Below are 20397 nucleotides of genomic sequence, written 5' to 3' on the forward strand. Positions count from 1 at the left end.
ACTATACCTTATGCAAAATAACACCTTTAGTCTAATAATTAATAGTCAAAAAGTCGATATCCAAGACCTTTCTCTCACCCTGACTTTATTAGAATATTTGCGAAGTAGTGGAAGGGTAGGGACAAAGGAAGGTTGCGGGGATGGGGACTGTGGTGCTTGTACGGTTGCTGTTGTGGGTCAGGGGGCGAACGGACAACCCCAATATCTGGCGATGAATAGTTGTTTAATTCCCCTAGCAATGATGGCGGGGCGGGAAATTATTACCGTTGAAGGTGTTGGGAAAAATGGTCTGCATCCGGTACAGGAAGCGATGGTTAGTTTGGGGGGTTCTCAATGTGGCTATTGTACCCCGGGCTTTATTATGAGTTTATTTGCTGCCTACTATAATGGTCAAGTGGATGATGAATCTTTAGAGGGTAATTTATGTCGATGTACGGGTTATTTACCGATTATTAAAGTCGCCGAAGCTGTTAATAACTCCCATCCCTGTGATCAATTTAGTCACCGTTTACAACAAATTAATTCACAACTTAATTATATCGAATATATTACTCCTTGTCAACAGTTTTTCCGTCCGATTCAACTTTCAGAAGTTTTAGATCTTTTACAACAATATCCCCAAGCTCAATTAATTGCAGGTGGAACGGATTTAGGTTTAGAAATTAGTCATCATCGCCAAGAATTTCCTACCCTAATTTCTTTAGAATCCGTTACAGAACTCCAACAAATGCACCACAATTCAGATACAGTAGAAATTGGTGCCGCTATTCCCTTGAGTTATATTCAAGCACAATTAAGGGGAATATTCCCCAGTTTAGATGAAATGTTAGTTTGGTTTGCGGGTAAACAAATTCGTAACCGTGCTACTATTGGAGGCAATATTGCCACAGCGTCTCCCATTGGAGATTTAGCCCCGGTTTTACTCTCTTTAGATGCTCAACTGCGGTTAGCAAGTTTAACCGGAGAACGAATAATTTATATTAATGAATTTTTTCAAGGTTATCGTCAAACCCAATTAAAATCCCAAGAAGTTATTGTTTCAATTATTATTCCTAAAACCATTACTAAAAATGCAGTGAGGCGTTTTAGTCAATCCTATAAAGTCGGAAAACGGGGGACAGATGATATTAGTATTGTTTCCGCAGCATTTACAATTGATTTGGATACAAATAATACAATTATTTATGCTAGACTCGCCTATGGTGGAGTCGCAGCAATTCCCCTGAGAGCGATTGAGATTGAAGAAATGTTAATCGGAAAACCCTGGAATTTAGCAACTATTCAACAGGCTAAAATTATGTTAAAAAATGTTTTTAATCCCTTGACGGATTTGCGAGGAAGTGCTAGTTATAGAAAACGATTAGTTGCTAATTTGTTTGAAAAATTTTTCCTAGATTTTTCTCCCCGATAAAACGTTGTTGGGCTTTAGCCCCCAGTCCTTGTTAGTTGTTGGGCTTTAGCCCCCAGTCCTTGTTAGTTGTTGGGCTTTAGCCCCCAGTCCTTGTTAGTTGTTGGGCTTTAGCACCCAGTCCTTGTTAGTTGTTGGGCTTTAGCCCCCAGTCCTTGTTAGTTGTTGGGCTTTAGCCCCCAGTCCTTGTTAGTTGTTGGGCTTTAGCCCCCAGTCCTTGTTAATTTTGATTCGGGGAATTTTTGATGGATATGCTATAAAACGTTTTTGGGATGAGTGCCCTTGTAAAGATTGCGCTTAAGCGCAACAACGAATTTAAGGATAAAAATATGGAAGAAAATAATAACAATAATAAATCTAAACCCCATGAAAGCGCCGTTGGTCATGTTACGGGAAAAGCGATTTATACCGATGACCAAAGATTACCCAATGGAATGTTATATTTATGGCCAGTATTATCTCCTTATGCTAAAGCTAAACTATTAAAAATTGATAGTTCAAATTTAGATAATATTCTGGGGTTTGTTACTATTTTAACAGCAAATGATATCAAAGGCAATAATAACACCGGAACTATTAAACACGATGAAGTCCTATTACCTGCGGATGAAATTAACTATTGGGGTCAACCTGTGGTTTGGGTAGTTGCAGAAACAGAAAATGCAGCCAAAAAAGCAGCCGAAACTATAAAAATTGACTATGAAGTATTAACGCCTATTTTAACCATTCAAGATGTAATTAAAAACAATAGTGTTCACGCGGATAAAAATATTATGCGTCGGGGAAATATCACCCATGCTTTACAGGAATCTGAGTTTATTTTAACTGGAGAGATTGAAATTCCAGGTCAAGATCATTTTTATTTAGAAACTCAAGTTAGTTGGGTTATTCCGAATATGGAAGACAATTATCAAGTCTATTCCTCGACTCAACATCCTAGTGAAACTCAAGCGATTATTTCCGAGGTTTTAGGTATTTCCAGAAATCAAATAGTTGTCACTTGTTTAAGGATGGGTGGGGGGTTTGGTGGAAAAGAAACCCAAGCTAATCCTACCGCAGCTATAGCAGCTTTAGCCGCTCAAAAAACCGGACGTCCGGCGCGAGTTCGACTCAAAAGAGATCAAGATATGATCATAACTGGAAAGCGCCATCCTTTTTTGGGTCAATATCAAGTTGGATTTAACTCAAAAGGTCAACTTTTAGCCCTAGATATTGATTTATATTCCGATGGCGGTTGGAGTGCGGATTTATCCTTTCCTATTTTACAAAGGGCGATGTTTCATCTCGATAATTGTTATTATATTCCTAACTTAGAAATTAGAGGTCAAGTCCTGAAAACCAATAAAGTTTCTAATACGGCTTTTAGGGGTTTTGGGGGGCCGCAGGGTATGGTAATTATTGAAGAAATTATGGATAGAATTGCGCGTAAATTAGGTTTACCGTCTGAATTAGTCAGAGAACGTAATTTTTATCATGGAAAAGCAGAAACTAATACTACCCATTATGGTCAAGAAATTTTTGATAATCGCATTTCAAGGGTTTGGGAGGAAATTAAATTAAAATCAAATTTTGCCCAGCAAAAAATAGAAATAGCACAATTTAATCAAAATAATAATTATCAAAAACGTGGGTTAGCAATTACTCCGGTTAAATTCGGAATTTCTTTTACCAAAACCGAATATAATCAAGGAGGTGCTTTAATTTTAATTTACCTGGATGGGAGTATTCAACTTAATCATGGGGGGACGGAAATGGGTCAGGGTTTACAAACTAAAATGTTACAGGTTGCTTCCCAAGCATTAGGGGTGAATATTGAACGATTTAGAATCATGCCCACAAGTACCGATAAAGTGCCTAATACCTCGGCTACGGCGGCTTCTAGTGGTTCTGACTTAAATGGTCAAGCGATTAAAAATGCCTGTGAAATCCTCAAAAAAAGATTATCAAAGGTGGCTGCAAAGTTGTTAAATATGGATGAACCCCAAGAGTTAGTTTTTGCTGAAAATTGGATTTATTGTCAAAGTTATCCTAGTCAAAAAATAGATTTTAATGAAGTAGTTAAACAAGCCTATAATCAACGAGTAAGTTTATCAACAACGGGCTATTATCGGACTCCTAATATTTATTATGATCCCAAAATAGGCAAGGGTAGACCCTTCTATTATTATGCTTATGGGGCGGCGGTAAGTGAAGTGGAAATTGATGGACTTACGGGAACTTTTAAACTCCGCCAAGTGGATATTGTTCATGATGTGGGAGAATCCTTAAATCCTTTAATTGATATTGGACAAATAGAAGGAGGTTTTGTGCAGGGAATGGGATGGTTAACCATGGAAGAATTGATTTGGGATGAGTCAGGAAAATTAAAAACTTTTGCCCCCAGTACCTATAAAATTCCGACGATCAAAGAAGTTCCTAAAAATTTTCAGGTTCATTTATTACAACGGGCGGCACAGGATGGGGTAATTTATGGAAGTAAAGCAGTGGGAGAACCTCCTTTTATGTTAGCAATTTCTGTCAGGGAAGCAATTAAAGAAGCTATTGCAGCTTTTGGTCAAACGGATTCAGTTTTTTTGGCTTCTCCTGCTACCCCAGAAGCAATTTTAAATGCTATTGAACAGGTACAATTAAACTCAGTTGATTCTTAAAAAAATTCAGTTATAGTGCTACGCATTACAGTAGAGACGCGCCATGGCGCGTCTCTACTAAATCCACTTGACTTTCTTGTGTTATAATGATTAAATTCTACCAACAACTTATTCAAGTTTTAAATCAAGCAGATGTGGTGATAGCAACCGTCACCAGGATTAAAGGTTCAGTCCCTAGGGAAATAGGGGCTAAAATGATCATTTGTGCTGATGGTCGAACTTTTGATACAATTGGAGGAGGCGCGGGAGAATTTAAGGTAATTCAGCAAGCTGGGGAAGTCTTAAAAACCGGAAAAAAGCAATTAGTTGAAATTGACTTATCCGGTGCCCCTGAACGTGAAACTCAGGGGGTTTGTGGGGGGTTAATGCAGGTTTTATTAGAAAGATGGTCAGGGGAAAAAGCGATCGCATTAACTGAAAAAATTTTACGGAATTTAGAAATAGGAAAATCTATTATTCTTGTAACTTCTTTTGATCAAACTTTTCCCTATTTACTGACTAAAAATAACCCAATTTCAATCTCTGATCAGACCTTTATAGAAACTCTAAAACCCTCGCCGATCTTATTAATTATAGGCGCGGGTCATATTGGAGAAAAGTTATCTCAAATAGCTGATTTTATTGGCTTTAAAATTATTATCCAAGACTCTCGTACTGAGTTAACTAATCCAGAACGATTTCCTCCTTTTACCAAGATTTTTAATGAAAGTGTCAGCAATGTTTTAGAACAATTGACATCCCATAAAAACCTATATATTGCCTTGGTAAATCGAGGATATATTCAAGATATTGAAGCCTTAAAGGTGATTTTAAATTGGGATTTATCCTATCAATATATTGGCATGATTGGTAGCAAAAAAAGAATTAACTGGGTTTACCAAGATTTACAAGAATCTGGAATTTCTCCCCATCAACTCGAAAAAATTCATGCTCCGATTGGATTAGAAATTGGAGCATTAACTCCTGAAGAAATTGCCATTAGTATTGGTGCAGAATTAATTCGAGTTTATCGAGAAAAATAGAAACCCTAGGCTTGAGGCTGTTTCAGCTAAAGCCTTGAATTGAGATCGGCTTTACATTGATTCAGAATCCGAGTATCGTTTTCACTAACATTAGGAAGACGATTAAATCCTTCTAAAACCAGATTATTTTCGCTAACTTGACCTCCGGTTGTCGCTACAACAGCAGTATTATTCAAACCAATTTGATAGGAATGGGTTTCTTGAGTATAACTTTCAATAATCTTTAAACTCAGATAATTGCCTTCAGGAACTCCGGTGAAACAGTCAAAGGACGAGCGCGGCATATAAAACGCCCCAGTTACTTGACCTTGCTTGACTTCAAACACCATATAAGATTGTCCAATTTGTTCCGGTTGGGAAGATTCACCATAGAGGTAAACCCCATCTTTAAGGAAATTACGTTGGACAACGGCGGTTTCTGAACCCAGATTTTGAGGATTTTGTGAAACTAAGACGGTGTTCGCCGAAGCAATTCCCCCAAAACCTATGATTACCGTTAAGGCTAAAGTATGAGTCAAGGGGGAAAGTCGGGTTAATACCCGGCAAAACCTACTCCAAGATGAAATAGAATTGAGCAGTTGATCAAGCATTTTTTGAATCTCCTGCGAAAAAAGGCATTGATCACCGAATCTCTAGCTACAGCATCAATTCAGTGAATTTCGGTAAAGTTTGCTGCTAATTGCAACATACAATATTATTTTGAAATTATTTTGAAGTGGGCATTACCTTTTCGATTGACCTAGATCGCTAATTCATCGAAACTAGATTAAAGCGTTTCAATAGTACGCCCACCAGAGGTATGATGACGTTACGGAGCAACTAAGGGAACGCAAAATCAAAATGCGAATTCTATTTGTCGCCGCAGAAGCGGCACCTTTAGCAAAAGTAGGTGGGATGGGAGATGTGGTCGGTGCATTGCCGCAGGTGTTGCGAGCAATGGGACACGATGTCCGCATCTTTATGCCCTATTATGGCTTTCTCGCCGATAAGATCAAAGTCCCAAAAGACCCGATCTGGTGGGGAAATGCCATGTATCAGCGTTTCGCTGTCTTTGAAACGGTATTTCCAAAAACCGATGTGCCATTATACTTATTTGGGCATCCCTCTTTTATGCCTCGTCGCGTTTATTACGGAGAGGATGAGGAGTGGCGGTTCACTTTATTTTCTAGTGGTGCGGCGGAATTTGCCTGGAATTATTGGAAACCCCATATCATTCACTGCCACGACTGGCACACCGGAATGATCCCGGTATGGATGCAAGAAACACCCGATATTGCCACAATCTTCACTATTCATAATTTAGCATATCAAGGGCCTTGGCGTTGGTATTTGGAACGAATTACTTGGTGTCCTTGGTATATGCAGGGTCACAACACCATGGCGGCGGCGGTACAAGCCGCTGACCGAGTAACAACGGTTTCACCGACTTATGCTGAACAAATTCAAACCGCAGCTTATGGGGAAAATTTAGAAGGGTTACTTTCCTTTGTCAGTGGTAAAATGACGGGAATTTTAAATGGAATTGATACTAATTCCTATAACCCAGCGACTGACCCTTATATTCCCGAACGGTTTACGGCTGATAGTTTGGAAAATCGCCGCGCCAATAAAGTTGCCATTCAAGAAGAAGTGGGATTAGAAGTTAATTCTAATACTTTTTTAATGGGGATGGTCACCCGATTAGTCGATCAGAAAGGGATTGATCTGGTAATACAAATTATGGATCAATTCTTATCCTATAGCGATTCTCAATTGATTGTTTTAGGAACGGGCGATCGCTATTATGAAACCCAATTATGGCACATGGCTTCCCGTTATCCAGGTCGGATGACGACACAATTATTGTTTAATGATGCCCTATCAAGGCGGATTTATGCGGGTTGTGATGCCTTTATTATGCCAAGTCGGTTTGAACCCTGCGGCATTAGTCAAATGTTGGCGATGCGTTATGGTTGTATTCCGATTGTTCGACGGACGGGCGGTTTAGTTGATACGGTATCCTATAATGATCCGATTAATTATCATGGTACGGGATACTGTTTTGATCGCTATGAACCCTTAGATTTTTATACCTCAATGGTTCGGGCGTCCGAAGCTTTCCGGTTTAAAGATCAATGGCGAGAACTGCAACGTCGGGCGATGGGTCAAAACTTTAGTTGGGAAAATTCCGCTAAAGAGTATATCCAACTTTACAACAATGTGATGGATGGTTATGGCGGTGTTTCTAATGAACCCGCACCCGAACCCGCACCACCTCAACCACCACCAACAACTCCTGGTGTTGTAGTTTAACCTAAATGGGTAATGGGTAATGGGTAATGGGTAATGAATGGGTAATGGGTAATGGGTAATGGGTAATATTTCTGTTCCCTGTTCTCGTTCGACAAGCTCACGACGCAGCCTGTTCCCTGTTCCCTGTTCCCTATTCCCTGTTCTTAATTTATTAATTTTAAGCAAATAAATCTAAAGGAAAATGTCCGTATACTCCATTAATTCCATTTTCTTCGGTGGATTGAAAGGAAATTAGCACCCCACGATATTTTTCTAAATAGGGACTAATATAAAAATTTTGACTGCGACCATTGAATTTTAAATAGACCGATTCCGAGATGGGTTCTAAGGCATGATCTTCTACATTAACTGAATATTCAAAGGCTTTTAAATACTCAGTTAATGCGGTTAAAGCCTGTGCCATGTCATCAGCACAAATGCCAATCATTTGATATTCAGATTCACGGTTAAGTAATAATAATGCGGCTTGAATCTTCACCTTTTCTGGATCGGAAATAGGGGAAATTACATCCGTACAAATAAAGCCCTTTAAAATGGCTTGGGCTTCTGGAATAGTTAATGGGGATATCATCATTAATTAGGAATTAGGCTTGGAGTTTGGGTTTAGACCAGCGAGTGAGGACACTCGCACTGCACGAAGGTGGACTAGGCAGTGGCGTGGGTGAGTTCTTGCCATCGTTGATGCCAAAGTTCCATGGCGGTTTCCCCCTGGGGTATGTCAATAAATTCTTGGCTTTGTTTTTGGAGTTCGGGGGCCAAGCGTTCTAAGCCATCAAAGCTATTGCAGTAACGCAAAATGGTTTTCCAGCCGTCGTACCATTGTTGACCTGCTTGTTGACGCTCCCGCAGGGGTCTGAGACGTTCTTCTTCTTGAGCTTGACGTTGGGCTTCCAGTTTCAATTGTTGGGATTTTTGCGCCCAGGCAGACCGCCATGCTTCTAAGAGGGAGGAGTCATACTGAGTTGGGTATTGCTTCACTTCTAAACTGAGCATTTCCCCTAGTTGATCTAAGTAAGGGCGATCGCCACTATTTTTAATCGCATCTAACCCCGTTTCTTTCCAGAGGGGTAGGCGACGATAGCTGATAAAAACAGCTTTTTTATGTTCAATTTTTACCCAAATTTGGTGTTGCCAGAATTCCAGGCGCTCAATGTTTCGAGGTGCGATACTGAGTAAGGTAGCAACTTCCAACCAGACACGGGCTAGAGGCCATTGACTCGGAACAATCACTCCAGCCTGAATTAAATTATGAGACATGGGCAAACACCTAGATTCTGCACGATAGTTTCCCAAATACTAGATATAGCGTCTTAATTGGGAATCACCAATGATTATACCCTATATTTGGAGTTTAGTCTAGGTCTTGAGGAAGAAAAATTGATAGGGTTTTTGAGTACAGACCCTAATACAATAGCAGAAGTTAACACCGTTGGCAAAAGCCAAACCTTAATTTAGATAGTTTTAATCTCACGTTATTTATACTACACTAATATTACACAAACGTCTAGTTTTTCAAGGAGAAAAAATTATGTATACCCTTCCTCGAACCTCAACAACCGATATGGAAGTCACCAGCATTCGCCTAGAACGGGATCTCAAAGAAAAATTAAAAGGACTGGCCAAGAACAAAGGCTATCAAGCATTGATTCGAGATATCCTTTGGAATTATGTCCAGCAAAAATCAGGAGATTATCGACCCCCCTTGACCAGAGAAGATATCCGCGCCCATATTTCCGCTATTGCAGAACAAGAGGAACGCTGCGTTTTAACAGGCAATATTATCCGACCCAAAGAAGCAATGTTTCTGGGACTCACATTTCAAGGCGATATGGTTCCCCTGAGTGTGGAGAGTGTAGGAGGCCAGTAATCACCGAATCTGAGGTAAAGATTTCCCAGTCCCCCTAAATCAAACAGGGGGATTTGGGGACTTTTGGGTTAACCTAATCCCCCTATCTACCTCCTACACCTCTACTCCTTTGGAATACTTTTTTTCCACAACTGGATTTGAGTAGATTATACTGGAAAAGCCGCTCTAAAAAGGCGAGGGTTTAAACCTAGATTTTTGGTACAAACTTTATGTCAGATCATCAAGGTCATATTTTAATTGTTGATGACACCCCCGATAACTTAAGACTGTTATCCAAAACTTTAAGTGAACAGGGGTACGAGGTTCAATGTGCTATTAATGGAAAATTAGCATTAATGGCGGTAAAACATGAGCCACCGGATTTAATTTTATTAGATATTAAAATGCCAGAAATGGACGGGTATGAAGTTTGTGAACGCCTAAAAATGCAAGAAGAAACGGCTGCAATCCCGGTAATTTTTTTAAGTGCCTTGGATGATGTTTTCGATAAAGTTAAAGCCTTTACTGTTGGGGGTGTGGATTATATTACTAAACCCTTTCAGGTAGAAGAAGTTTTTGCTCGAATTGAAAATCAACTGACCATTCGCCGTTTACAACAACAACTACAAAATAAAAATATTAAACTGGAACAATTAAATCAAGAGTTAAAGCGTTCTAATCGAGATTTAGAAGAATTTGCCTATGTCGTTTCTCACGATTTACAGCAACCTTTACAAACAATCACGGGATTTGCAGAACTGTTATTAGCCTTAAAATCCGAAATCAATTTAGAACAAGAAGCGGAGGAATATGTTAGCCCAATTTTAGAAGAGGGGATTAGAATGCAAGAACTAATCAAAAACTTGTTAGAATATAGCCGAGTCGGAACCAAAAAACGTAACTTTGAACCCACAGACTGTCAGGAAATTTTAAGAAAATCTTTAGCTGATTTACATAGTATAATTGAAAATAGTCTTGCAATTGTTACTTGTGAGAAGCTACCAATACTAATGGCAGATCGGATTCAATTAGGACAGTTATTTCAGAACTTAATTGCGAATGGAATTAAATACCAAAGTCCTAATATTCAACCTAAAATCGTAATTTCTGTTCAAGAAAAACCCGAAGAATGGCTATTTAGAGTTGAGGATAATGGGATCGGGATTAAACCAGAAAATTTTGATCGGATTTTTCAAGTATTTCAGCGTCTTCATACCAATCAAGAGTATCCAGGAACTGGGGTGGGGTTAGCTATTTGTAAAAAGATCATTGAACGTCATCAAGGGAGAATTTGGTTAGAATCAGAATGGCAAATTGGAACCACATTTAATTTTACATTACCAAAATCAGATAAAGGTAATTATGAAAACTCCTGAATTGTCAAAAACACAAGTATTACAACAGCAACTCGAAGCAGAAATTAAAGCGCGTCAGCAACTGGAAATTGCACTCCAAGAAAGGCAATCCCATTGGCGAGATTTATTCCACTTATCTCCGATTGGAATGGTAGAAATTTCCTTGGAGGGGAAGTTTTTAGAAGTCAATTCTTCTTTTTGTAAGTTTGTGGGGTATTCTCAAGCTGAACTAATCGAATTTCAATTTAATCAAATTACCCATCCTGATGATCAAAACATTAGTTTTGAATCTTTCAATCAGTTAATTACTCAAAAAATATCACAATTTCAACTAGAAAAACGTTATCAACATAAACAAGGACATTGGGTTTATGCGATTGTCAATGGTTATTTACGTTTAGATGCTCAGGGGAAACCTTATTCTGTGATGACTCAAATTCAGAATATTACCCAACGTAAATTAGCGGAAGAAGATATTAAAGAACGAGAGGAATATTTACGTTTAATTTTAAATAATATTCCTCAACAAGTGTTTTGGAAAGACACCAATTTAGTCTTTAGAGGGTGTAATACAAATTGGGCAGAAGCCGCTAAGTTAGAAAGTCCAGAATATGTGAGGGGAAAAACCGATCATGATTTATTTTCTGATCCTAAAATTGGAGACTTTTTTCGCGCCCAAGATCGGCGGGTAATGGCATCTAAACAAGCGGAAATGCACTTAATTGCACCCAAACAAAAACTTTCTGCTGATGGGCGACAATTATGGTTAGATATTAGTCGGATTCCCATGCAGGATTCTGATGGAAATGTGATTGGAATTTTGGGGGTAATTGAAGATATTACGGAACGAAAAGAAATTGATGAAAAATTGAGATTAACGCAGTTTTCTATTGAAAAATCAAGGGATTATTTCTTATTTACAGATAGTAAAGCACAATTTTTTGATGTTAATGAAGCCGCTTGTAATGCTTTGGGATATTCCAGAGAAGAATTATTGAAAATGCAGGTTAAAGATATTGACGTTCAAGCACTTGATGATGCCTGGCCAATTTCTTGGGAGGAGTTAAAACAACAGGGTTCTTTTACCTTTGAATCTGTTCATTTAACCAAAACAGGTCAAGAAATTAGTGTTGAAATTACGCTCAGTTATTTAGAATATAATAATAAAGAATACGGTTGTGCAATTGTTCGGGATATTTGCGATCGCAAACAAGCTGAAATTGCCTTACAGCAAGCTAAAGAATCGGCGGAAACCGCAAATCGTGCTAAGAGTGAATTTCTCGCCCGCATGAGTCATGAATTGCGAACACCGATGAATGCTATTCTAGGATTTACGCAACTAATAGAACGAGATTTAAAGCGAAATCCTTTGGTATTGTTAGCCGAACATCAAGAGCATTTAGACATTATTGGTCGCAGTGGTGAACATCTGTTGAATTTAATTAATGATGTTTTAGAGATGTCTAAAATTGAAGCGGGACAAATTGTATTAAATCCCAGTAAGTTTGATTTACCGCGTCTTCTTGATTCGATTAAAGATATGTTAGCATTTAAAGCCAAATCTAAAGGTTTAGAGTTTAATATTATTTCCGATTTGGGTATGGCTGAATATATTGAAACTGATGAAAGTAAATTGCGACAGGTATTAATTAATCTATTAGGAAATTCAATTAAATTTACCAAAAAAGGGTCTATTACTTTAAAAGTTAAACCCTTAAATAATCAGATATCCCCAAATCAAATTTTACTCGGCTTTGAAATTGAAGATACTGGATCGGGAATTTCAGCAGAAGAATTAGAATTACTATTCCAACCGTTTATCCAAACTGAAACAGGCCGAAAATCTGAACAAGGAACTGGATTAGGTCTATCTATTAGTAAACAGTTTGTGCAATTAATGGGAGGAGAAATAACCGTCAATAGTCAAGTCGGAAAAGGCACAATATTTCAATTTTATATTCAAGCTAATTTAGCTATTTTTTCCGATATTCGTTCTGAAGAATTGACCCGACGAGTCATCAATTTAGCCCCCAATCAACCTAACTATCGGATTTTAGTAGTTGATGATAATTGGACAAATAGACAGTTAGTGATTAAGGTTTTAAAACCCTTGGGATTTCAATTAAAAGAAGCAGAAAATGGTCAAGAAGCCGTTACAATTTGGGAGAATTGGCAACCAGATTTAATTTTTATGGATATGCGAATGCCGATTATGAATGGCTATGAAGCAACCCAAAGGATTAAACAGCATTTACAAGCAGGTCAATCTACGGTGATTATTGCCTTAACTGCTAGTGCTTTACAACAGGATCAATTAGTGTCTTTATCGGCGGGATGTGATGATTTTATTAGAAAACCCTTTCGAGTTGATTTGTTATTTGAAAAACTTTCTGAACATTTAGGAATTAGTTTTATTTATGAAGAAAATTTAGAGGATTTAAAAACCTCGACCTTAGAATTAAACCAGCTTGCAGAATTAACTCCAGAGGTGTTAGAATTATTGGCAAAACCGATTGTTCAAGAGTTATATCAAGCCGGATTAAAACTTAACTCTAGGTTAGTTGCTGAAGCGGTTAAAAAGATTCCACTTTCTCAAGAGTCGATTGGTAAATTATTAACTCAATTAGCCGATGATTTTCGGTATGATGTAATTATTGATTTAACAAAAGCGATCGCTGAAAATAATTAATGTTCTGGGAAAATTAACCTTAACTTCCACGTCAATCTTAGTGAGGGATTTAGCCATCAATTCTATCAATCCTCTTGCTGTTGGATCGGAGGGTTTTTGGGTTTTTAAGAAGTTACAAATTTTGTATTTTTCCGGTTTAATCCTATTCGGGTTAGATTTGATCATAAAATGTGACTATTTAATCCATGAACCAGCTAATCAAACAACAAGCAATTCCGGGAATTATTGGGGGGTTAGGGCCTTTAGCTCATATTGAATTAGAGCGTCACTTAATTGCTATAAATCAAGGGCGAGGAGCCTGTTGTGATCAAGAGTATCCCGTTTGGTTTTTAATTAATGCTACGGATATTCCTGATCGGACTCAAAGTATTATTGGAGAGGTGGAAAATTGCACCCCCTGGTTAGTTAAGTATGGCAAAATTTTACAAACCGCCGGGGCTGATTTTTTAGTGATTCCTTGTAATACTTCCCATGCTTTTTATGATCAAGTTCAACCTCAATTAAATATTCCTTGGATTCATTGGATGCAGTCTACAAGTATATTCATTAAAACCCATTATCCGCAATATCAAAATATTGGGGTTTTAGCAACAACAGGAACACTCAAAACCCAACTTTATCACCACAGTTTAACCGCATTAGGACTAAATTATATTCAACCTGACTTAAATTCTGAAGTCCAAAACCAGATTATGAATGCCATTTATCATCCGATTTGGGGCATTAAAGCCACAGGAATTAAAGTTTCTACCCAGGCTTTAGAAATCTTAGTTAATGCAACTCATTGGTTAGCAGATCAGGGTGCAGAATTAGTGATTGCTGGATGTACAGAACTTTCTGTAGGCTTTAATTATTTAACGAATCTGCCTTTAATTTGGGTTGATCCGATGAAAATTATGGCCGAAATTACTTTAGATTTAGCTTGGGGATATTCTGCAATTTAGACCATTTCTCTTTGGTCTGATACTGGATATTCAACTAAAATTCTAGGATCGGCAATAACCGAAGTTGATGCGATCGCAGTATGAACAATACATAAAGTTCGGAAAGGTTCAACAATCGGGTCAATGGCAATTAACAGGACTAACACCGCTTCCAATGGTAATCCCAAGGGTTTTAGGACTAAATCTAATAGAGTTAGGGTTAAAACTCCCGTTGTCCCTGATGTTGCCATACCCGCAAAAATGGAGGCAATAATAATAATTAAAAAACTGGATAAATTTAAGGATGTATTATACAACTGGGCAATAAAAACCGAAGATATCGCAAAATAGGTAACGGAACCAAATCGACAAATTGTAATCGCTAAGGGAGTGACTAAATCAACTGTTTGCAGATCAAATTTTAAGCTCTCAGTTAAGGAGGAAATAGAGGAGGGTAAACAGGAAAAACTACTTCGGGTTGCTAGGGCTAATATGGTGGGTTCTTTTAAAGCTATACAGACATTTTTGAAGGAAGTCTTAGCTTGTTTAGCAACCACTAAGGTACTGAGACAATAGATTAAGGCATAGGCAAGAATTACCACTCCCACAAAATCACCCATAGCCAGAACAATGCCAAACCCAGTTTTAGCAATTTGGCTGGCTAATAGACAAAATAAGCCAAAAGGTAAGAGCAGAATCAGCCAATCAATTAATTGTTTTGAACTTTTATAAATAGTATCAAGAAGCTGAAAAAAGCTAGAAGATGATGATTCTTTTACCGACCCTAAAGCGATGCCAAAAATAATTGAAAAAAACAAAATTTTTAGGGTATTACCATCGCTCAAAGCTGAAAAAATATTGTCAGGAACTAAGTTGAATAAAAAAGAGATTAACATAGAAGTTTCTTCCGGTTTAGGGGTATCACTGCTCAGAGAGACTTCTAAATCTAGTTCTGATGAATTAACAATTACCCCTAAAGCTGTTAAAGTTGATTCATCTAAATTTCCCCCTGGATTAGTCACGATAGCTAGGGTCATACCGATGACGCTACAGGCTAATAGTCCAACAGAAAAAACCAGCAGAATGCGTTTGATATATTTCTCAGTGTCTTGACTACTAATTAATCGCCCAACACTCATGGTTGTCGCCGAGAATAATATCGGCAAAACACACATTTTTAATAAGGCTAAATACAAATTGCCAAAGGGCGTTAAAAAAGCAGCTATTTCTTTTTGGAATATGCCAAAATATAGCCCTAATATAATTCCTGGAACAATCGCCAAGGGATGACGTAAGATTTTGAATAATTGAGCAAAATTAAAATATTTTTTCAGCATTTTCAGGATGATATTTATTGTTTTTTGGTTTGTCCGGGTTTTCCAAAGATATCAGAATATTCTTCAATCAGACTATCAACGGTATAGTTGATTTTGTTCAAGTCTAGGTAGAGATTAACAAATTGTAAAAGATGCCCACTTGACCAAGGAAGGGCAATTGCAATCGGATCGTAACTATCTGAAAGGGCAACCGTTTTAAAATTTAATGCTATATTAGGTTGATTCAGAATAATTTTTTTTACTTCTAATTCATCCCGATAGGCTGCTAAAACATCACCATTGATTGCGGCTTTAATTACATCCTCCCAAGTCGTAAATTCAACAATTTGAGCTTGGGGAAATTTCTCTTTGGTAAATCCCACATAGGATGATCCTTTAATCACCCCAATTTTGCCTTCAAAATTCTTTAAAAAATCAACCGTATCTTTCCCTTTTGACGCTTTTGCTAATTGTAAACGATTGATTAATAGACCATGCCGTAAGGTTAAATAGGGACGGGAAAAAGAAACCATTTTGGCTCTAGCCAAGGTCTGACTTAGTTTAGAAATGCCTAAATCGGCTTTTTGAGAATTAACAATATCCACGACATCATTAAAGGTTTTAGCCGTCCGATCTATTTTGAGAGAAACACCTAAAGCCGTGGCTAAATCTTGCGCTATTGTAATATCTGACCCGATTAAATTACTTTGTTTATTTTTGACAAAAAATGGAGGACTATCAATTCCTAAAATAGCAACAATTAGCTGATTTCGATCTACAATGGTTTGCAGGTCGGGGGACAAACTAACAGAGGAAGTGGTTAACCCGATGGTGGGGGTAACTTCAGCCCTAATGCTATCATTGGGCTGGAGGTATTGCCAAGTTTGAGGATCAACTATTCCCGTTGCCTCTAAACCCATACTGACTTGAAAATTATAAACAGCCTCTTGTGTCCCTTCTCCATAGACTCCATCCAATGCACCTGGGTAATATCCTCGTTTTTTCAGTTGAGTTTGTAAGTCGATAACTTCCTTTCCCTGACTATTAAGAGTGGGTAATTGTTGATCTGGATTAGATGGAAAAGTAACAGGTATTGCTTGGGTTTCAGCAGTTTTTCCTGTTGTTTCCTTCGATAAGATATTGCTGGTTGAAATAGCAAAATCTGCCCTTGTCACCAGGATAGCTACAATGGTTGCTATACAAACAACAATCCCGATCAATTTGAGAACTGTTCGCTTCCTACCTGGGGGAATTGACATATTATTTTCCAAACTCTAATTCCTATTATACTCTGATTGTGCTATTCTTCTAAAAATTCATAACTGCGTCCGGAAAATTCTACATCTTTAGTTGAAATTGGGCATAATTTCTGACATTTTGCAGATAAAGCATCTACTTTTAAACTTTCCCACTGGAATACCTCGGTTTAATAAATTACCGGATTTCAGTCATAAAAACAGAAAAATTTATTTAATCTACTGAATTTTATTATCAGATAACTATGAAAAAAATCACAGGAAAACAGAAAACAAAAACCAGTATAAGTTTAAAAACAATGTTAACTGGTTTTATTGTTCTAACCATCAGCTTTACAACGGCAATTGTTTATTTCCCTTGGTTTTTTACCTCTAAAAAAAATATTGATAAAATTGTTACTCAAATCAACGAAGAAATTGCCCTATCAACCTCAAAAGAATTTACTGATTTATTCCATAATGTTTACTATACCCAGGATTTTATTAGAAGTGCCATTAATCGTAATATAGTAGATATTAATAATCCCGAAGAACGCGATCGCTTTTTTTTAAGTATTCTGCAATCTAATCCCGACTTTTCCTTTGTACAATTTGCCTATCCTAATGGGGATTATGTCGGCGCTCAAAGGGTAACAACAGCTTTTGAAAAGCAGAATACGTTTAAACTGCATTTTCGTCAATGGGATGAAGAAAGAAAATTAGCGATTAAAACAACAGATCAGTATGAATTAATCGGCCAAAAACTGCAATTAATTAAAACCACCCAAATTGAAGAACCGAATTGGTATACCCCGGGTCGTCCTTGGTATCGAGATGCACTGAAAACCCCAGGTCAAGCGGCTTGGACTGTCTATGTTTATCGCTCTACCAATACCCCTGGAATTGACTCTAATATCGCGCTTTATAAAGAACAAACGGATAACATCTATTGGCGGGTCGAAAACCCATCTGTACTCTTAGGCGTGATTGGTGTAGGGTTTGAATTCAGACAAATTTCTCAGCGTTTACAAGAACAACAAAAAGGGCGATCAAATATTGAGGTTTTTGTGATTAATTCCCAAGGAGAAATGATTGCTTCCACCGATCCCAATGAGCATTCTCCAATTCAAATTAAAGGGCAAGATCAACCCCAGCTTCAACTCTTAAAAAATTCTAAAAATCCCTATTTTCAGATGGCTGTAAAAATATTAGAAGAACGAGCAATAGATCTAAAACTGTTTAGTAGTCCTCAACAGTGGATCTCTAAAAATCCCCAGAATGGCAAATATTATTATGTCTCTCTCACTCGCGCTGTAACTCCAATGAATCAATTACATTGGTTCATCGGAACAGTAATTCCAGAAGATCAATACATGGGAACAATCAAAAAAAATAATAAGATTTTATTGGGGTTTGTAATAATATTGATTTTAGGAACAACGGGTTTAGTAATCACCCTTAGTGATCGATTATTGGTCAAACCAATTAATCAGATTAAAGAAGTAACTCATCGCGTTGAAAATGGAGATTTAGAAGTTGAAAAACTAGAAATTGAAACCTGTCAGGAGTTAGGAATTTTAACCCATGCGATTAATAATATGATTGTGGGACTTCGAGAAAGAGAGCGAGAACGGGATATTTTCGGCCGTGTGGTTTCTCCTGAAGTCCGAGAAAAATTATTACAGGGTCAATTAAAATTAGGAGGAGAACTCTGTTGGGTCTCGGTTTTATTTACCGATATTCGCAATTTTTCTACCCTATCGGAACAAATGCAACCCCAAGAAGTGGTGGCATTTTTAAATGAATATCTAACCGAAATGACCGATGCAATTCGTCCTTGGGGGGGATATGTCAATAATTTTATTGGGGATGCAATTGTGGTAATTTTCGGAGCGCCTTTATCCCCAGCAGAAACAGAATGGCGTTCAGTAGCTGCCGCATTAACCATGCGTGAACGTTTAGAAGAACTAAATTATCGGCGAATTCAACGGGGTGAAGTCACTATTCAAACGGGAATTGGTATTAGTAGTGGAGAAGTTGTTGCGGGACAAATTGGTTCCTTAGAACGGTTATTATATACGGTGATTGGGGATGCAGTAAATGTGGCGGCGCGTTTGGAAACCTTAACTAAAGAATATCCTGAATATACCATTTTAATTAATGAATTAACTGCTAACGGTATTGCAGAACATCATGGTATTGTTCTTAAAAGTTTGGGTGAAATTAAAGTCAAAGGTCGCCAAAAGCCCGTAGAAGTTTATGCGGTTTTAGATTGGATAAAAGAAGAAATTCCTGTTATCACCCCGGTTTAAATTAGGAAGGCAAAGGTAACATATAACATCGCCACGAATATTTGCACAACCATGACTGGAATCCCATAATGAAGAAAGGTTTTAAAGGAAATTGTCCGTCCATGTAGTTCGGAAATTCCGGCGGCGACAATATTAGAAGAAGCTCCTACCAATGTGCCATTTCCGCCCAAGGTTGCCCCAAACATCATTGCATAAAATAGCGGTAATACTTCCGGGGGAAACTGTCCGTTAAAAGCCGGGTCAAGCACTTCTGCACCGACAAATCCCACATTAACTAAATATTGTTTTAATAAGGGAACCATCGCCACCACTAGGGGAATATTAGGCACAACACTAGAAATAATCCCTACTGTTACTAACAGTAAAATTGAACCGAGAGCGATATTTTTTCCTAAAATCACCGCTAGAAGTCCCGATAAATTGCTAATCACTCCAGTTTTTTCTAATCCTCCAATTAAAACAAAAATTGACATAAAGAAAATTAAGGTACTCCAATCTAAATCCCGCAAAATATTATTAACGGTATCAATTTTACTGTGATGAGCTAACATTAAGGCTAAAGCAGCACCTAATAAAGCTACCGCCGCCGGAGAAATGGGAACGGGTAAGGTTTCTCCAATTACAAAAAAGGTTAAAACAAAGGCCATAATTAAACCTCCCAGTGCTAGAATCCGAGGATGATTAATTTTAGGATGGGGCAAATCTTCTAAATGTTCAAATTTTGTATTCCAAGTTTTACGGAATAAAATTGGTAATAAAATCACTACACTTACTACTGCTAATACTCCTCCAATACTTAAGCGTTGTAGGTATTCAACAAAGCTAATATTAATCGCATCTCCGACAATAAATGTGGCCGGATCTCCTACTAAGGTTAATAATCCGGCGCTATTAGCAATGAATACCATTAAAATTAATAAGGGGACAAAATCAATTCCTATATCCTGAGCAATGGGGGGAATTAAAGGCGCTAATAACATCACGGTTGTAGCGTTGGGTAATACGGCACAAATGGGAGTGGTTAAGGCTACAATTCCTAACAGTAACCGTTTCCCTTCTCCCTTAGCCATCAAAATCATTTTAACGGCTAAATAATCAAAAATTTTAGTCGGCTCAAAGGCACGAACTAAAACCATCACGCCAAAAAATAAGGCTAAAGTTGCATAACTTCGACTGATATAATTAACAGCCTCGGTTAAAGTCATTACATGGAAAAAAATCAGGAGGAGAGCCCCTAAAAACGCTGCAATGGTGAGGTGTAACCATTCCCCCATGATTGAAATAATAACTCCAACAAAGATGATTCCAGCAATTAAAGAATCCATTGTTTATATTGATAATATGGGTTGAA

General features: G+C 37.7%; 16 protein-coding genes. 9 read left to right on the top strand and 7 right to left on the bottom strand.

The window, feature by feature from the left end:
- The first annotated feature begins 10 nt into the window (after nt 1-10).
- The 3 genes from xdhA (at nt 11) to AC559H_RS05625 (ending at nt 5078) form a co-directional block, all read left to right on the top strand.
- Complete coding sequence (xdhA, locus tag AC559H_RS05615) at nt 11-1411, top strand: xanthine dehydrogenase small subunit (protein ID WP_026793971.1); 1401 nt, start codon at nt 11-13, stop codon at nt 1409-1411.
- 326 nt (nt 1412-1737) lie between these two features.
- Nucleotides 1738-4056 carry a xanthine dehydrogenase molybdopterin binding subunit gene (gene xdhB / locus AC559H_RS05620; protein ID WP_026793972.1) on the top strand — a complete coding sequence of 773 codons (2319 nt, stop codon included), beginning with the start codon at nt 1738-1740 and terminating at the stop codon, nt 4054-4056.
- 86 nt (nt 4057-4142) lie between these two features.
- Nucleotides 4143-5078, top strand: coding sequence for an XdhC family protein (locus AC559H_RS05625; RefSeq protein WP_026786738.1), 936 nt, complete (start codon nt 4143-4145; stop codon nt 5076-5078).
- 26 nt (nt 5079-5104) lie between these two features.
- Here AC559H_RS05625 and AC559H_RS05630 read toward each other — a convergent pair whose 3' ends face one another.
- Nucleotides 5105-5668 (bottom strand): hypothetical protein, encoded by a 564-nt coding sequence (locus AC559H_RS05630; protein ID WP_043937046.1) that lies wholly within the window; start codon nt 5666-5668, stop codon nt 5105-5107.
- Nucleotides 5669-5918: 250 nt separating this feature from the next.
- On the opposite strand from AC559H_RS05630, the gene glgA reads away from it, so the two are divergent.
- Nucleotides 5919-7370, top strand: a complete 1452-nt coding sequence (gene glgA / locus AC559H_RS05635; RefSeq protein ID WP_051319534.1) for a glycogen synthase GlgA — start codon at nt 5919-5921, stop codon at nt 7368-7370.
- 157 nt (nt 7371-7527) lie between these two features.
- Here the strand turns inward: glgA and AC559H_RS05640 are convergent, their stop codons facing one another.
- Together AC559H_RS05640 and AC559H_RS05645 are read right to left on the bottom strand one after the other, a co-directional pair.
- Complete coding sequence (locus tag AC559H_RS05640) at nt 7528-7944, bottom strand: DUF1824 family protein (RefSeq protein ID WP_036831886.1); 417 nt, start codon at nt 7942-7944, stop codon at nt 7528-7530.
- A 71-nt stretch (nt 7945-8015) separates the two neighbouring features.
- Nucleotides 8016-8627 carry a hypothetical protein gene (locus tag AC559H_RS05645; RefSeq protein ID WP_026786735.1) on the bottom strand — a complete coding sequence of 204 codons (612 nt, stop codon included), beginning with the start codon at nt 8625-8627 and terminating at the stop codon, nt 8016-8018.
- Between the two features lie 271 nt (nt 8628-8898).
- On the opposite strand from AC559H_RS05645, the gene AC559H_RS05650 reads away from it, so the two are divergent.
- From AC559H_RS05650 to AC559H_RS05660, 3 genes are all read left to right on the top strand, one after another.
- Nucleotides 8899-9237 (top strand): ribbon-helix-helix domain-containing protein, encoded by a 339-nt coding sequence (locus tag AC559H_RS05650; protein ID WP_026786734.1) that lies wholly within the window; start codon nt 8899-8901, stop codon nt 9235-9237.
- A gap of 209 nt (nt 9238-9446) precedes the next feature.
- Nucleotides 9447-10592, top strand: coding sequence for a response regulator (locus tag AC559H_RS05655; protein ID WP_026786733.1), 1146 nt, complete (start codon nt 9447-9449; stop codon nt 10590-10592).
- A complete protein-coding gene (locus AC559H_RS05660) occupies nt 10579-13260 on the top strand; it encodes a PAS domain S-box protein (RefSeq protein WP_051319535.1) in 2682 nt (893 codons plus the stop codon). The genes AC559H_RS05655 and AC559H_RS05660 overlap by 14 nt, the downstream gene beginning before the upstream one ends.
- Here AC559H_RS05660 and AC559H_RS05665 read toward each other — a convergent pair.
- A complete protein-coding gene (locus AC559H_RS05665; RefSeq protein ID WP_026786731.1) occupies nt 13231-13425 on the bottom strand; it encodes a hypothetical protein in 195 nt (64 codons plus the stop codon). The two genes, AC559H_RS05660 and AC559H_RS05665, sit on opposite strands and share 30 nt — an antisense overlap.
- 20 nt (nt 13426-13445) lie before the next feature.
- Between AC559H_RS05665 and AC559H_RS05670 the strand changes: the two genes are divergently transcribed.
- Nucleotides 13446-14204, top strand: coding sequence for an aspartate/glutamate racemase family protein (locus AC559H_RS05670; protein ID WP_026793974.1), 759 nt, complete (start codon nt 13446-13448; stop codon nt 14202-14204).
- Here the strand turns inward: AC559H_RS05670 and AC559H_RS05675 are convergent.
- Both AC559H_RS05675 and AC559H_RS05680 read right to left on the bottom strand, forming a co-directional pair.
- Nucleotides 14201-15520: a dicarboxylate/amino acid:cation symporter gene (locus AC559H_RS05675; RefSeq protein ID WP_051319536.1), complete on the bottom strand. Its 1320-nt coding sequence runs from the start codon at nt 15518-15520 to the stop codon at nt 14201-14203. The genes AC559H_RS05670 and AC559H_RS05675 overlap by 4 nt on opposite strands.
- A gap of 14 nt (nt 15521-15534) precedes the next feature.
- On the bottom strand, nt 15535-16758 hold the full coding sequence (locus tag AC559H_RS05680; RefSeq protein ID WP_051319537.1) for a peptidoglycan-binding protein: 1224 nt from the start codon (nt 16756-16758) through the stop codon (nt 15535-15537).
- A 242-nt stretch (nt 16759-17000) separates the two neighbouring features.
- On the opposite strand from AC559H_RS05680, the gene AC559H_RS05685 reads away from it, so the two are divergent.
- Nucleotides 17001-19046, top strand: coding sequence for an adenylate/guanylate cyclase domain-containing protein (locus AC559H_RS05685; RefSeq protein ID WP_051319538.1), 2046 nt, complete (start codon nt 17001-17003; stop codon nt 19044-19046).
- Here AC559H_RS05685 and AC559H_RS05690 read toward each other — a convergent pair.
- Nucleotides 19043-20371, bottom strand: coding sequence for an SLC13 family permease (locus AC559H_RS05690; RefSeq protein WP_026798461.1), 1329 nt, complete (start codon nt 20369-20371; stop codon nt 19043-19045). The two genes, AC559H_RS05685 and AC559H_RS05690, sit on opposite strands and share 4 nt — an antisense overlap.
- Nucleotides 20372-20397 lie beyond the last annotated feature (26 nt).

This window comes from Planktothrix prolifica NIVA-CYA 540 (genome assembly GCF_963864145.1).
GTDB classification, from domain to species: domain Bacteria; phylum Cyanobacteriota; class Cyanobacteriia; order Cyanobacteriales; family Microcoleaceae; genus Planktothrix; species Planktothrix agardhii.

Coding starts and splice junctions, on each gene's coding strand:
- xdhA (WP_026793971.1), top strand. CDS start 11: ATGCAAAATAACACCTTTAGTCTAATAATTAATAGTCAAAAAGTCGAT.
- xdhB (WP_026793972.1), top strand. CDS start 1,738: ATGGAAGAAAATAATAACAATAATAAATCTAAACCCCATGAAAGCGCC.
- AC559H_RS05625 (WP_026786738.1), top strand. CDS start 4,143: ATGATTAAATTCTACCAACAACTTATTCAAGTTTTAAATCAAGCAGAT.
- AC559H_RS05630 (WP_043937046.1), bottom strand. CDS start 5,668: ATGCTTGATCAACTGCTCAATTCTATTTCATCTTGGAGTAGGTTTTGC.
- glgA (WP_051319534.1), top strand. CDS start 5,919: ATGCGAATTCTATTTGTCGCCGCAGAAGCGGCACCTTTAGCAAAAGTA.
- AC559H_RS05640 (WP_036831886.1), bottom strand. CDS start 7,944: ATGATGATATCCCCATTAACTATTCCAGAAGCCCAAGCCATTTTAAAG.
- AC559H_RS05645 (WP_026786735.1), bottom strand. CDS start 8,627: ATGTCTCATAATTTAATTCAGGCTGGAGTGATTGTTCCGAGTCAATGG.
- AC559H_RS05650 (WP_026786734.1), top strand. CDS start 8,899: ATGTATACCCTTCCTCGAACCTCAACAACCGATATGGAAGTCACCAGC.
- AC559H_RS05655 (WP_026786733.1), top strand. CDS start 9,447: ATGTCAGATCATCAAGGTCATATTTTAATTGTTGATGACACCCCCGAT.
- AC559H_RS05660 (WP_051319535.1), top strand. CDS start 10,579: ATGAAAACTCCTGAATTGTCAAAAACACAAGTATTACAACAGCAACTC.
- AC559H_RS05665 (WP_026786731.1), bottom strand. CDS start 13,425: ATGATCAAATCTAACCCGAATAGGATTAAACCGGAAAAATACAAAATT.
- AC559H_RS05670 (WP_026793974.1), top strand. CDS start 13,446: ATGAACCAGCTAATCAAACAACAAGCAATTCCGGGAATTATTGGGGGG.
- AC559H_RS05675 (WP_051319536.1), bottom strand. CDS start 15,520: ATGCTGAAAAAATATTTTAATTTTGCTCAATTATTCAAAATCTTACGT.
- AC559H_RS05680 (WP_051319537.1), bottom strand. CDS start 16,758: ATGTCAATTCCCCCAGGTAGGAAGCGAACAGTTCTCAAATTGATCGGG.
- AC559H_RS05685 (WP_051319538.1), top strand. CDS start 17,001: ATGAAAAAAATCACAGGAAAACAGAAAACAAAAACCAGTATAAGTTTA.
- AC559H_RS05690 (WP_026798461.1), bottom strand. CDS start 20,371: ATGGATTCTTTAATTGCTGGAATCATCTTTGTTGGAGTTATTATTTCA.